The organism is Streptomyces mesophilus, from assembly GCF_040300965.1.
Taxonomy (GTDB): Bacteria; Actinomycetota; Actinomycetes; order Streptomycetales; family Streptomycetaceae; genus Streptomyces; species Streptomyces mesophilus_A.
In genome coordinates this window covers 125,967-139,286 of sequence record NZ_JBEPEW010000001.1, presented here as the reverse complement: position 1 = coordinate 139,286, position 13,320 = coordinate 125,967, and the positions used below count along the sequence as shown (strand labels likewise).

10 protein-coding genes and 1 tRNA gene are annotated in these 13,320 nt (G+C 68.1%); 6 read left to right on the top strand and 5 right to left on the bottom strand.

The annotated features are described in order from the left end of the window. Positions 1-97 precede the first annotated feature (97 nt). A tRNA-Leu gene (locus ABT367_RS00565) sits at positions 98-182 on the bottom strand. 131 nt (positions 183-313) lie between these two features. Between ABT367_RS00565 and ABT367_RS00560 the strand changes: the two genes are divergently transcribed. Further along, positions 314-1,636: a DUF2254 domain-containing protein gene (locus tag ABT367_RS00560; RefSeq protein ID WP_352248022.1), complete on the top strand. Its 1,323-nt coding sequence runs from the start codon at positions 314-316 to the stop codon at positions 1,634-1,636. A gap of 59 nt (positions 1,637-1,695) precedes the next feature. Here the strand turns inward: ABT367_RS00560 and ABT367_RS00555 are convergent, their stop codons facing one another. The 3 genes from ABT367_RS00555 to sucC all read right to left on the bottom strand — a co-directional run bounded on the left by ABT367_RS00555 (position 1,696) and on the right by sucC (position 5,437). Further along, the gene (locus ABT367_RS00555) at positions 1,696-3,255 is read right to left on the bottom strand and encodes an aldehyde dehydrogenase family protein (protein ID WP_352248020.1); all 1,560 of its coding nucleotides are present in this window, start codon (positions 3,253-3,255) and stop codon (positions 1,696-1,698) included. Positions 3,256-3,392: 137 nt separating this feature from the next. Next, complete coding sequence (sucD, locus tag ABT367_RS00550) at positions 3,393-4,277, bottom strand: succinate--CoA ligase subunit alpha (protein WP_352248018.1); 885 nt, start codon at positions 4,275-4,277, stop codon at positions 3,393-3,395. Positions 4,278-4,306: 29 nt separating this feature from the next. Further along, complete coding sequence (gene sucC / locus ABT367_RS00545) at positions 4,307-5,437, bottom strand: ADP-forming succinate--CoA ligase subunit beta (protein ID WP_352248017.1); 1,131 nt, start codon at positions 5,435-5,437, stop codon at positions 4,307-4,309. Between the two features lie 188 nt (positions 5,438-5,625). Between sucC and ABT367_RS00540 the strand changes: the two genes are divergently transcribed. The 5 genes from ABT367_RS00540 (at position 5,626) to ABT367_RS00520 (ending at position 12,178) form a co-directional block, all read left to right on the top strand. Further along, positions 5,626-6,696 carry a thiamine pyrophosphate-dependent enzyme gene (locus tag ABT367_RS00540; RefSeq protein WP_352248015.1) on the top strand — a complete coding sequence of 357 codons (1,071 nt, stop codon included), beginning with the start codon at positions 5,626-5,628 and terminating at the stop codon, positions 6,694-6,696. A gap of 14 nt (positions 6,697-6,710) precedes the next feature. Beyond that, entirely contained in the window at positions 6,711-7,946 is a 1,236-nt protein-coding gene (frc, locus tag ABT367_RS00535) for a formyl-CoA transferase (protein WP_352248013.1), read from the top strand. Between the two features lie 4 nt (positions 7,947-7,950). Next, positions 7,951-10,095, top strand: a complete 2,145-nt coding sequence (locus ABT367_RS00530; RefSeq protein WP_352248011.1) for an acetate--CoA ligase family protein — start codon at positions 7,951-7,953, stop codon at positions 10,093-10,095. A 118-nt stretch (positions 10,096-10,213) separates the two neighbouring features. Beyond that, positions 10,214-11,602 carry an OFA family MFS transporter gene (locus tag ABT367_RS00525; protein WP_352248009.1) on the top strand — a complete coding sequence of 463 codons (1,389 nt, stop codon included), beginning with the start codon at positions 10,214-10,216 and terminating at the stop codon, positions 11,600-11,602. A 246-nt stretch (positions 11,603-11,848) separates the two neighbouring features. Continuing rightward, a complete protein-coding gene (locus ABT367_RS00520) occupies positions 11,849-12,178 on the top strand; it encodes a hypothetical protein (protein WP_352248007.1) in 330 nt (109 codons plus the stop codon). A gap of 80 nt (positions 12,179-12,258) precedes the next feature. Here ABT367_RS00520 and ABT367_RS00515 read toward each other — a convergent pair whose 3' ends face one another. Continuing rightward, positions 12,259-13,317 carry a sugar phosphate isomerase/epimerase family protein gene (locus ABT367_RS00515; RefSeq protein ID WP_352248005.1) on the bottom strand — a complete coding sequence of 353 codons (1,059 nt, stop codon included), beginning with the start codon at positions 13,315-13,317 and terminating at the stop codon, positions 12,259-12,261. Positions 13,318-13,320 lie beyond the last annotated feature (3 nt).

Sequence of the window (13,320 nt, the reverse complement as noted above, 5' to 3'; positions counted from 1 at the left end):
GCCTCGACCGGGCAGCGCCTCAGGGGAATCGGCGACCCTTCCGCGCACGCAAAAGCAGGCTGCGACTTCCGTCGCAGCCTGCTTCATTGCTCTCGAGTGTCCGAGGGGGGACTTGAACCCCCACGCCCGATAAAGGGCACTAGCACCTCAAGCTAGCGCGTCTGCCATTCCGCCACCCGGACAAGGTGTCTGTCGTTCACGGGGTGTTCCCCGCGGCGACATGGACAACAATACCAAGCTTTCGGAGTGCCTTTCACCTGCGTATTCGGGGCGGCTGCGGGGGTGCGGGGCCGGGCCGATCTACCGTCTCACCATGAGTGATCGTGTCGTCACGGATGGCGTACCAGGGCGTTTGCCGAGGCCGTTGTCGCCGCTGCGGGAGCATCTGCGTGACAGCTTCTGGTTCGCGCCCACGGCCGGGATCGTCGTGATCTTCGGGCTGTGGCTGGTGGCCTCGTATACCGATCAGGAGATTCTCGAAGCGCTGCGGGCCGATGACGACGACCGGGCGCTCACCCGCGCCATCGGGTTCGCCGATGACGTGAAGGCCGTCGTCACCGCCATCAGCTCGGCGATGATGACCTTCATCGGTGTGGTGTTCAGCATCTCGCTCGTGGCCGTGCAGATGGCCAGTGGGCAGTTCAGTCCGCGGGTGGTGCGGATCTTCGTGCGGTCCCGGATCGCCAAGCTGACCTTCACCGTCTTTCTGGCGACGTTTCTGCTCTCGCTGCTCGTGCTCATGTCGTACGACGGGGAGCCCGACCCGCGCGCCGTGGACAGCGTGCCCATGGTCCAGGCCGTGCTCGCGCTGGTGATGGTGGGGCTGAGTCTGTTCCTGTTCATCGGCTACGTGAACGGGACGCTGCGGATGATGCGGGTCGGCTTCGTGATCGACCGGATCACGCGCGAGGCGTTCCGGGTGGTGGACAAGCAGCCCTCGGCTCGGTCAGCAGGCTGGGAGCCGGCGGTCGAGACCGCGCGGATCGCGCATCACGGGCGGGCCGGCGTGCTGCGGGACGTGCATATCGCGCGGCTGGTGCGGGCGGCTCGCAAGCAGGGCACCACGCTGCGGCTGATTCCGCGGATCGGGGATTTCGTCGTGCCCGGGACTCCGGTGCTCGCGGTGCACGGCGGGGCGGCGCCTTCGCGCCGGGCACTCGCGTACACCGTGTCGGTCGGCGTCGAGCGGACCTTCCATCAGGATCTGGGGTTCGGGCTGCGGCAGCTGTCGGACATCGCGCTGCGCGCGCTGTCGCCCGCGGTGAACGATCCGACGACGGCTGTCCAGGCCCTGGACCGGATCGTCCAGTTCCTGGCCGCGCTGGTCGACAAACCGTTGGAGGCCGTGCGGCACTGCGACCGGCGCGGACGGGTGCGACTGATCCAACCGGTGCCCGGCTGGGACGAGTTGGTCGATCTGGGGTTCGCGGAGATCCGTCTGCATGCACCGGACCAGCCCCAGGTCACTCGACGGATGATCGCCGGCCTCGACGACCTGCTGCTGCTCGCGCCCGCCGGTCGCAGCCGGCCGTTGCTGCGGCACCGGGCGCTGCTCGTGGAGGCGGTGGAGGCCGCGGTGCCACAGGCCGCGGACCGGGCGTTCGCCCTTCATCCGGATCACCAAGGGATCGGCTGAGCAGACCAGCTGAGGAGACCAAGGGATCGGCTGAGGAGCGAACGCCCGACGATGTGCCGCTACGGCATCAGGTGGTAGTCCGGGAAGTTGCCGGGGGTCCGCTCCCCCGCCGGGCCATGTGTGACCGAGCGGACGAGCAGTTCGCCGCCGACGAAGGCGCCGCGCCAGGAGGCACCGAAGCCGCCGAAGAGCTCTTCGCGGTCGCCGCGTGAGCGGGGCTTGCCGTGGCCGACCTTGAAGGCGCGGATCTGCGGGGCAAGCCGCTCGTAGGTCGACTTGTCGTCGGTGGACAGGGTGGCCACGAGCGCGCCGTTCGAGGCGTTCATCGCGGCGAGCAGCTCCGCCTCCGTGTCGACCAGGACGATCGTGTCGACCGGGCCGAAGGGTTCCGCGTGGTGCAGCGGTGAGGAGGGCGGCGGGTTGAGGAGCGTGACGGGGGTCAGATACGCCGAGGTGTCCTGGCCGGGCAGGAAGTGGCCGTCCGCGAGTGAGGCCCGGTGCAGGGGCACGGCGCCGCGGTCGATCGCCTCGGCCACCTGGTCGGCCAGTTCCTTGGCCTTGGCCGCGTTGATGAGCGGGCCGAAGTCCAGGGACGGCAGCGGGTCGGACGGGTCGGCGACGGCCAGCGGGTGGCCGATGCGGATGTCCCGTACGGCCGGGAGGTACGCGTCGAGGAACTGGTCGAACAGGGAGCGCTGCACGACGAAGCGCGGGTACGCGGTGCAGCGCTGCTTTCCGTAGTCGAAGAGCTTGGGGATGACGGCGGAAAGGGAGGGCCAGTCGGAGAAGTTCCAGATGCCCCAGGTGTTCAGGCCCTCCTGTTCGAGGTTGTGGCGCTTGCCGAGGTCGGCGACGGCCGTGGCCACCGCCGCTCCCGTGTCGCGGCCGCCGACGAAGGAGACGCAGCCGATCTCCGGGGAGCGGACGAGGGCCTCGGAGAGTTCGCCGCCGCTGCCGCTGACGAGCGTGACGGGGATGCCTTCGCGTACGGCGAGGGCGCTGGCAAGAGTGAGGCAGGCGACGCCGCCGTCGGTCGGGGCCTTGGCGATCACCGCGTTGCCGGCAAGGGCCTGCACCAGCATCGCGTGGACCAGGACGGACATCGGGTAGTTCCAGCTCGCGATGTTGGACACCGGGCCGTCGAGCGGGGAGCGGCCTTCGAGCATGGGCTCGATGCCGTCCACGTACCAGCGCACGCCGTCGATCGCACGGTCGACGTCGGCCTGGGCCAGGCGCCAGGGCTTGCCGATCTCCCAGACGAGGAGCAGCGCGAGCAGTTCGCGGTGTTCGGTGAGGGCGTCGAGGGTCGCGGCGACCTTGGCCCGGCGCTCCTCGAGCGGCACGTGGCGCCAGGCGCGGTGCTGGTCGAGGGAGGCGCGGACCGCGGCCCGCGCGGTCTCGGAGTCGAGGCGCGGCGGTCCGGCGATCGGGCTGCCGTCGACGGGGCTGGTGGCCGGCAGGGCGCGGCCGTCGGCCTGCCAGGTGCCGTTCCACAGATTGCGGACGCGGTCGTCCTGGAAGGCCTCGGGGGCGACGGCGAGGCAGCGCTGCCAGGCGTCGCTCCATGAAGTCCCTGGCTTGAGGGCGAGGGTGTCGGAGGTGTTGAGGGTTGTTGCCATGAAGGGTCTCCGCTCACGGTGCACAGTCGGGGCGGGGTTATGGCGCTCGCTACCAGACGGTAGGGCGTAGTACGGCAACTCGGCTGTGGCCGGGGCCACTTGGGACGGTCCCAGGTGGCCCGCGGCCGGGGTCCGGGTCAGCGCTCGGTGTCGAGGGCTTCCAGGACCAGGCGCGCCGTCTCGGACGGGGTGGATCCCACCCGTACTCCTACGGCTTCGAGCGCTTCCTGCTTGGCCTTCGCCGTCCCGGACGAGCCGGAGACGATGGCGCCGGCGTGGCCCATGGTCTTGCCTTCGGGCGCGGTGAAGCCGGCTACGTATCCGACGACGGGCTTGGTGACGTGCTCGCGTATGTACGCGGCCGCGCGCTCCTCCGCGTCGCCGCCGATCTCCCCGATGAGCACGATGAGTTCGGTGTCGGGGTCCGCCTGGAAGGCCTCCAGGCAGTCGATGTGCGTGGTGCCGATGACGGGGTCGCCGCCGATGCCCACACAGGTGGAGAAGCCGATGTCCCGCAGCTCGTACATGAGTTGGTACGTGAGTGTGCCGGACTTGGAGACCAGGCCGATCCGGCCGGGCTTGGTGATGTCGGACGGGATGATGCCCGCGTTGGACTGGCCGGGGGTGATCAGGCCGGGGCAGTTGGGGCCGACGATGCGGGTGCCGCGCTCTTTCGCGTACGCGACGAAGGTGACCGAGTCGTGTACGGGGATGCCCTCGGTGATCACCACGGCGAGATCGATCCCGGCGTCGGCGGCCTCGATGACGGCCGCCTTGCAGAACGTGGGCGGCACGAAGACGATCGTGACATCCGCGCCGGTCGCGTCCATCGCCTCGCGCACCCCGCCGAACACCGGCACGGCGCGGTCGTCGAAGTCGACCGTCTGCCCGGCCTTGCGGGGGTTGACGCCGCCGACGACGTTCGTGCCGGCCGCGATCATACGGCGGGTGTGCTTCATGCCCTCGGCGCCGGTCATGCCCTGGACGAGGACCTTGCTCTCCTTGGTCAGAAAGATGGCCATGGTCTGCTCCTGTGTCCTGTGGGTGACGGCTACTTGGCGACGGCGAGGTCGGCGGCCCGCTGGGCGGCGCCGTCCATCGTGGGCTGCTGCTCGACGAGCGGATGGGCATGGGCGTCGAGGATGGCGCGGCCCTGCGCGGCGTTGTTGCCGTCGAGCCGTACGACCAGGGGCTTGGTGAGGTTGACCTCGCCGAGCGCCTGGACGATGCCGTCGGCCACCGCGTCGCAGGCCGTGATGCCGCCGAAGACGTTGACGAAGACGGACTTCACCTCCGGGTCGGAGAGGATGACGGACAGCCCGTCGGCCATGACCTGGGCGGAGGCGCCGCCGCCGATGTCGAGGAAGTTCGCGGGCTTCGCGCCGCAGCCGGCCACGACGTCGAGGGTGGACATGACCAGGCCCGCGCCGTTGCCGATGACACCGACCTGGCCTTCGAGCTTGACGTAGTTGAGGCCCTTCTCGGCGGCCTTGGCCTCCAGTGGATCGTCGTGCGCGCTCTCGCCGTCGCCCCAACGGGCCTGCCGGAAACGCGCGTTGTCGTCCAGGGTGACCTTGCCGTCGATGGCCATGAGCCGGCCGTCCTTGGTACGGACGAGCGGGTTGACCTCGACGAGGACGGCGTCCTCCTTGGTGAGGACCGTCCACAGCCGGACCAGGATGTCGGCGCTCTCGGGCGGGAGTTGTGCCGCGGCGGCGATCTCCGCGGCCTTCTCGGCGGTGACGCCTTCGGTGGGGTCGATATGGATACGGGCCACCGCCTCGGGTCGGGTCGCCGCGACCTCCTCGATGTCCATGCCGCCCTCGGCGGAGGCGATGGCGAGGAACCGCCCGGCCGCTCGGTCGAGCACGTAACTGACGTAGAACTCGCTCTCGATGTCCACCGGCTGAGCCAGCATCACCTTGTGGACGGTGTGGCCCTTGATGTCCATACCGAGGATCTGACGTGCCGTGATCTCGGCCGCCGCGGCGTCGGAGGCCAGCTTGACGCCGCCCGCCTTGCCCCGTCCGCCGGTCTTCACCTGTGCCTTGACGACGACCTTGCCGCCGAGGCGTTCCGCACTCGCGCGGGCCTCCTTGGCGGTGTCTGCTACTTCCGCGTTCGGCACCAACACGCCGTAGTCCGCGAAGAGTTCCCTGGCTTGGTGCTCGTACAGGTCCAATTTCGGCTCCTGACTCGAAAGTGCCGCACGCCCCCTGGACACCACCCACCGGATGCGGGATAACAAGCTTCATACAGTATTCGTCGACTGTATGCAATCTACCGCGACAGCACTGATGCGCTGCTCACGGCCGCTTTTCCGGCGGCCCGGGTGCGCTCCGACTCCTCAGGGAGAGAAGGGACTTCGCCATGCCCGATGGTCTGATCACCGCGCACCTCGCACGGCCGGCGGCCGACGCGCTCCCTGAGGTCGAGGGCCTCGCGCATCTGCTCGCCCACGCCGAGCAGCCGGTGGTCGTCCTCGGCAGCCTGGTGTGGACCGACCGCGCCACGGACGCGGCGGTCGAGCTCATCCGCACCTTGGGCATGCCGGCCTACGCGGACGGCGCGGCGCGCGGCACGCTGCCGCCGGGCGACCCGCAACACTTCCAGCACTCACGGGCGTATGCGTTCGCGGGATCCGACGTGATCCTCGTGGTGGGGGCTCCCTCCTCCGTACGCAACTTCCGTGCCGCGTACGGCAGCAGGCTCTCCCCGCACGCGACGCTCGTACAGATCGAGACGGGCGGCGGGGGCCGGCTCCTGCGGTCCGTGGCACTGGCCGCCGCCGGGCGCGCCTTCCAGCCGCGCCCGGACCGTGCGGCCGCGCGTCGCAAGGAGTGGATACACGAGCTGCGGACCGCCGAGCAGACAGCGCAGGCCCTGTGGCAGCGGCATCTGACCTCGGATGCCGCTCCTGTCCACCCCTTCCGGCTGCTGGCCGAGATCGATCAATTCCTCACGGAGGACTCGGTGTTCATCGCCGACGACCCCTGGTCGGCCGATCTTGCCGGCCGGCTCGTACAGCCCAGGACTCCCGGGCACTGGATGGACCCGGGTCCCGTCGGCACCGCCGGCGCCGGCATCCCGTTCGCGCTCGCCGTACGGCGGGCGGACGCGGACAAGGAGAGCGTCGTCCTCTATGACGGCGATCCGTCCACCTCGGCGGACTGGGACTTCGAGGCCCTGGTCCGCCCTCATCTCCGCTTCATCGGGATCGTCGCGCACACCGGCGACGTCTCCCGCTGCCTCGACAAGGCCCGGCTGCAGGGCTGTTACGGCGAGGACGTCCGGGATCCCGCCGGGATCCGCCCCGCCCTGCAGCGTGCCCGCGCATCGGGCAGACCGGCGCTCGTCGCCGTACGGATCGACCCGGACGCGTACCTCCCCGGATCCGTGAACCAGCCGCACCACCAGACCCACCAAACCAGGAACAAGTAGAGGAGCGCTGTGCCATGACACAGACGAAGGCACTGGACGGCGTCCGCGTCCTCGACATGACACATGTCCAGTCCGGACCATCGGCGACACAGCTGCTCGCCTGGCTCGGCGCGGACGTGGTCAAGTTGGAGGCCCCGACCGGAGATATCACCCGCAAGCAGCTACGTGACCTGCCCGATGTCGACTCCCTCTACTTCACGATGCTCAACTGCAACAAGCGGAGCATCACCCTCAACACCAAGACGGAGCGCGGCAAGGAGATCCTCACCGAGCTGATCCGCCGCTCGGACGTGATGGTCGAGAACTTCGGCCCCGGCGCGGTGGACCGCATGGGCTTCACGTGGGAGAAGATCCAGGAGATCAACCCCCGGATCGTCTATGCCTCCATCAAGGGGTTCGGCGACGGCCCGTACACCAACTTCAAGGCGTACGAGGTCGTGGCTCAGGCCATGGGCGGCTCGATGTCCACCACGGGCTTCGAGGACGGTCCCCCGCTCGCTACGGGGGCGCAGATCGGCGACTCGGGCACGGGCATCCACGCCGTCGCCGGCATTCTGGCGGCCCTCTTCCAGCGGGAGAGCACGGGCCGGGGGCAGCGGGTCAATGTGGCCATGCAGCACGCCGTGCTCAACCTCTGCCGGGTGAAGCTGCGCGATCAGCAGCGCCTGGCCCATGGGCCGCTCGCCGAGTATCCGAACGAGGACTTCGGTGACGAGGTTCCCCGTTCGGGCAACGCCTCCGGCGGTGGCCAGCCGGGCTGGGCGGTCAAGTGCGCGCCGGGCGGCCCGAACGACTGGGTGTACGTGATCGTGCAGCCCGTCGGCTGGAAGCCGATATCCGAGCTGATCGGACGGCCCGAGCTGGCCGAGGACCCGGACTGGGCGACACCCGAGGCACGGCTTCCGAAGCTCAACAAGATGTTCCAGCTCATCGAGGAGTGGAGCTCGACCCTGCCCAAGTGGGAGGTGCTCGAGAAGCTCAACGCGCACAACATCCCCTGCGGTCCGATTCTCTCCACCAAGGAGATCATCGAGGACGACTCGCTGGTCGCCAACGAGATGGTCGTGAAGGTCCCGCATCCCGAGCGCGGTGAGTTCACCACGGTCGGCTCCCCCCTCAAGCTCTCCGACTCCCCGGTGGACGTGGTCAGTTCGCCGCTGCTCGGTGAGCACAACGAAGAGGTCTACGTCGGCGAGCTCGGGCTCGGCGACGAGGAAATCCGTCTGCTCAAGTCGACTGGAGTGATCTGAAGTGATGGCCGAAGACCGTGCGCTGACGGTGCGGGCCCTGCTCGACTCCGTACGCGCCGAGGGGCGCAGCACTCTCACCGCGCCGGAAGGCAAGGTGATCGCCGACGCGTACGGCATCGCTGTACCCGGCGAGGAGCTGGCCCGTGATGTCGACGAGGCGGTGGCCGCGGCGGCGCGCTTCGACGGACCGGTGGTCCTGAAGATCGTCTCCCCCGACATCCTGCACAAGACCGACGCGGGCGGCGTGATCGTCGGAGTCGAGGGCGCCGCCGACGTGAAGGCCGCCTTCTACAAGATCATTGAGAACGCCAGGGCGTACAACTCCGAGGCGAAGATCGACGGGATCCAGGTGCAGCAGATGCTGCCGCCGGGGCAGGAAGTGATCGTCGGTGCCGTCACCGACCCGACGTTCGGCAAGGTCGTGGCCTTCGGGCTCGGCGGTGTGCTCGTCGAGGTCCTGAAGGACGTCACCTTCCGGCTCGCGCCCGTCAGCCCGGACGAGGCGCAGTCGATGCTCGACTCCATCAAGGCGGCCGAGATCCTGCGCGGCGTGCGCGGCGCCCCGCTGGTGGACCGCTGGGCGGTCGCCGAGCAGATCCGCCGGGTCTCCGAACTGGTCACGGACTTCCCGGAGATCGTGGAGGTCGACCTCAACCCGGTGATCGCCACGCCCGAGGGTGCGATGGCCGCGGACATCCGCGTGATCCTGACGGATGAGGTGCCCAAGGAGCGCCGCAAGTACGGTCGCGAGGAGATCCTGCGGTCGATGAAGCGGCTGATGCAGCCGAGCTCGGTCGCCGTGATCGGCGCCTCCAACGAGCAGGGCAAGATCGGCAATTCGGTCATGCGCAACCTGATCGACGGCGGCTTCGGCGGAGAGATCCATCCGGTGAACCCCAAGGCCGATGACATCTTGGGCCGCAAGGCGTACAAGAGTGTCACGGACGTTCCGGGTGAGGTGGATGTGGCGGTCTTCGCGATCCCCGCCAAGTTCGTGGCTTCTGCGCTCGAGGAGGTCGGACGCAAGGGCATACCGAACGCCGTGCTCATCCCCTCCGGCTTCGCCGAGACCGGTGAACACGCCCTCCAGGACGAGATCGTGGAGATCGCCGAGCGCCATGGCGTACGGCTGCTCGGGCCCAACATCTACGGCTACTACTCGACGTGGCACGACCTGTGCGCCACGTTCTGCACGCCGTACGACGTGAAGGGCGGCGTGGCGCTGACCAGTCAGTCCGGCGGCATCGGGATGGCGATCCTGGGCTTCGCGCGGTCGACCAAGACGGGTGTGTCGGCGATCGTCGGCCTCGGCAACAAGTCGGACCTCGACGAGGACGATCTGCTCACCTGGTTCGGCGAGGACCCCAACACCGACTGCATCGCGATGCACTTGGAGGACCTCAAGGACGGCCGGGCCTTCGTGGAGGCTGCGCGGGCCACCGTGCCGAAGAAGCCGGTCGTGGTCCTCAAGGCGGGCCGCACGGCGGCCGGCGCCAAGGCGGCAGGATCGCACACCGGGGCCCTGGCCGGCGACGACGCCGTATACGAGGACATCCTCAAGCAGGCCGGCGTCATCAGGGCGCCGGGTCTCAACGACATGCTCGAGTACGCGCGCGCGCTGCCGATCATGCCCACTCCCCAGGGCGACAACGTCGTGATCATCACCGGCGCGGGCGGCAGCGGTGTGCTGCTCTCCGACGCGGTGACGGACAACGGCCTCGAGCTGATGGAGATTCCGGAGGATCTGGACGCGGCCTTCCGGAAGTTCATCCCGCCGTTCGGTGCCGCGGGCAACCCCGTGGACATCACCGGCGGCGAACCCCCTTCGACGTACGAGGCGACCATCCGTCTCGGACTCGAGGACCCACGGATCCACTCCCTGGTGCTCGGCTACTGGCACACGATCGTCACTCCCCCGATGGTCTTCGCCGAGCTCACCGCGAAGGTGGTGGCCGAGTTCAAGGAACGCGGCATCGAGAAGCCGGTCGTCGCGTCGCTCGCGGGCGATGTTGAGGTCGAAGAGGCCTGCCAGTACCTCTTCGAACACGGCGTGGTCGCCTACCCCTACACCACGGAGAAGCCGGTCGCGGTGCTCGGTGCGAAGTACCGCTGGGCGCGCGCGGCGGGGTTGTTGGGGGGCGGTCGATGAGCTGACCGAGCTCACCACGGGGCCTGCGGTGACCGCTCGCCGCAGGCCCCGGCACCAGAAGGAAGTTGGACAGGGGGCGCTGGCCAGGCTTCTTCGACGCTAGGGGTGCTGAAGCTCAATGACTACAACTGATCTGCCTACGTCGGTTCCATATCGGGAGCTGACAGACAAGAACGGCCGGGTGTACCGGGTCGGTGAGACCGACGTCGACATCCTGGGACGTAAGCGTAAGTGGATGGTCATCCTTCCGTGGGTGGCCATGATGGCCATCTCCTCGGCGGAGTACGCGTTCGCGTCCGCCGAGGAGACCTTGGCCACCGCGCACAGCTGGAATCATCTGCACGTCTTCTGGCTGCTCGGCGTGTGGGTCTTCTTCCAGGCGGCGGTGGCCTTCCCTGCCGGCAAACTCCGCGAGTCCGGCAAACTGCCGGCCCGGACGGCGATGATGCTGGGCGCGCTGGGCACGCTGCTCGGTTATCTCTCGCTGGCCTATACGCCGCATGTCATCGTCGCCTATCTCGGCTTCGGCATGTTCAGCGGCATGGGCGCCGGCTTCGTCTACGCGACCTGCGTGAACATGGTCGGCAAGTGGTATCCGGAGCGCAAAGGCGGCAAGACCGGCTTCGTCAACGGCGGCTTCGCCTACGGCTCGGTGCCTTTCGTCTTCATCTTCAAGAACCAGATGGACACCACCAACTTCCGCTGGATTCTCATCCTGGTGGGGCTGTTCCTCACAGCGGTGGTGATCGTCGCCGGCTACTTCTTCAAGGACCCGCCGAAGAACTGGTGGCCTCACGACGTCGACCCGCTCAACCCGCCGGACGACCCGCGGGCTCGCCGGTCCCTGAAGAAGAACCCGCCGTCGGTTCGGCAGTACACGCCGAAGGAGGCCTGGAAGACCGGGCGGGTGGCGATCATGTGGTTCTGCCTGCTGTGCTCCTCCAGCGTGAACATCTTCGGCATCGCCTTCCAGGTCAAGCTCGGCGATGGGGCCGGCTTCGCCGGTGGCATCGTGGCCACGGCAATGGCCCTGAAGGCCGTCGTGAACGGCACCGGACGCGGCGTGATCGGCTGGCTGTCCGACCTGTACGGCCGCAAGCAGTGCCTGGTCACCGTCTTCTTCATCCTCGGCGTTTCGCAATACGCGCTGCTCGCCTCCGCCAACGCCGGAAACCTGCCGCTGTTCCTGCTGTTCTCCAGCATCTCCGGCTTCGGCGGCGGCGCGGTCTTCCCGATGATGGCGGCGATGACCGCGGACTATTTCGGTGAGAACAACAACGCCTCCAACTACGGCATGGTCTACAGCTCCAAGCTGGTGTCAGGCCTGGCGGGATCCGGCCTCGGCGCCATGGTGTACAGCGCCTGGGGCGCCAACGGCGCATTCATCCTCGCCGGAAGCATCGCCGTCTTCGCGGGATTCGTCTCCATGACTCTGACTCAACCGGGGCGCGTAAAGGTCGCCAAGGTCGATGCCAATCCTCAGCCAATCAGTCGAGAGGTGGAGTGAGGCCAAGTGACTTGAGCGAAACTCAGCGGGGCACCGGCACTACCGGTGCCCCGCTTTCTTGCGTCACGAGAATGCTTGGGCAGCGGATCTGGAGATCATCCACGGTCGGGGAAATGCAATCTCAGATGCTGCTCAACAAACACCCGGAATCAACGAAATCCTGGAAATGTATTCCGTGGCTCGCAAGGGGCGCACGCTAATCGAGTCACCGGACATATCCCATCAGCGTCGACTCAAAGGATTCTCGTGTCGAGACAACTGCAGATCGTTCTCAGAACAGCGGCTGTCGCCGTGGTCACCGTGTCGGCCGTCGGCCTGGGAAGCGCAACCGCTCTCGCCGACCCGCCTCCCCCGTGTTACGGCTCCACCTCCACCTTCATCACCGACAAGGGTGGGGACAACGACAGCGCCTGGGCCGTCGTCAAGAACTGTGCCCGGACCGGAAGCTTCAAGGTCGACTTCGCCTACGCCCCCGACGACGGCTGCCAGAAGATCCCGTACGGGGAGAAGCGACGATTCAGCACCGTGAGCCCGTTCTCCACCGGGCCGTACGCCCGAAGCGTGGTGAAGTGCTGATCTGAATCGGACGCCGGCACGACCTTGACCGAAGCGAAGCCCCTGGCTGCCTGGCCAGGGGCTTCGTCGGTCGTACGCGGTCAGTCGCCGCACCGCTCCCGCAGCGAGTGCAGGTGCTCGCTCGACTTGCGGGCGAACGCGAAGGACTCCACCGGGTTGTCGTGCTCGGCCTGCCAGTGGTGGTAGCGGCGGCCGTTGTGGGACTTGCGGGTCACCTCCGAGAGGAACTTCTTGTAGTCGATGTCGCCGTCGCCGACGTCCGTCATGCGGTAGCCGTACGTGGACGTCGGGTCCTTGGTGCCGTCCTTGACGTGGAACAGCGGATAGCGGTGCGGCTGCTTGAGCACGTACCGCAGCGGGTCGAAGGGGCGCGGGGTCCCGTCCACCTGCTTCGAGAAGCGGAACTGGCCCGCGTACGCCCAGAAGATGTCCATCTCCAGGAAGACCAGGTCGGGGTCGGTCTCGGCGAGCAGCACGTCGTAGAGGCGGACGTTCGGCTTGTCCGAGGCGAACATGAACTCTTCGGAGTGGTTGTGCTGGTAGAACTTCATGCCGCGCTTCCTGGCAGCGGCGCCGTACGTGTTGAACTCCTCGGCGGCGCGCTTCCACGCGTCGACCGTGTCGCCGTAGCGGAACGGGCCCGAGGCCGTACCGATGTGCTTGAGGCCGAGCGCCTCCGCGTCGTCCAGGACCTTGGTGAGGTTCGTCGCGAACGTGTAGGCGTTCGGGTCGTTGGAGTAGTAACCGACGTGGCTGCCGATCGCGTTGAGGCCGTGGTCACGCGTGACCTGCTTGAGCTGGGCCAGTGTGATGGCGCCCGCCGAGCCCTGGGTGTAGCCGGCGTACTCGACCTCGTCGTAGCCGTACTTCTGGAGCTCCGCGAACACGGCGGCGAAGCCGAGCGTGGAGACCTTGTCGCGCAGGCTGTAGAGCTGGATGCCGAGGCGGCCTTCGGGCAGGACAGGTCGGCCCCGACCGGGCAGGTCGCCCTGCGTCTGCGCTTCCGCCGCGGCGGACGGTGTCGCGGCGGCGCCGATCAAGGCGGCGGCCGAGACTCCGGCGGCCACGCCCAGGACGTTGCGTCTGCTGAGGCGCTGGGCGAGCTCCGGGTCCTGAGGAGTACGAGGTGTGCGGGTCATGCG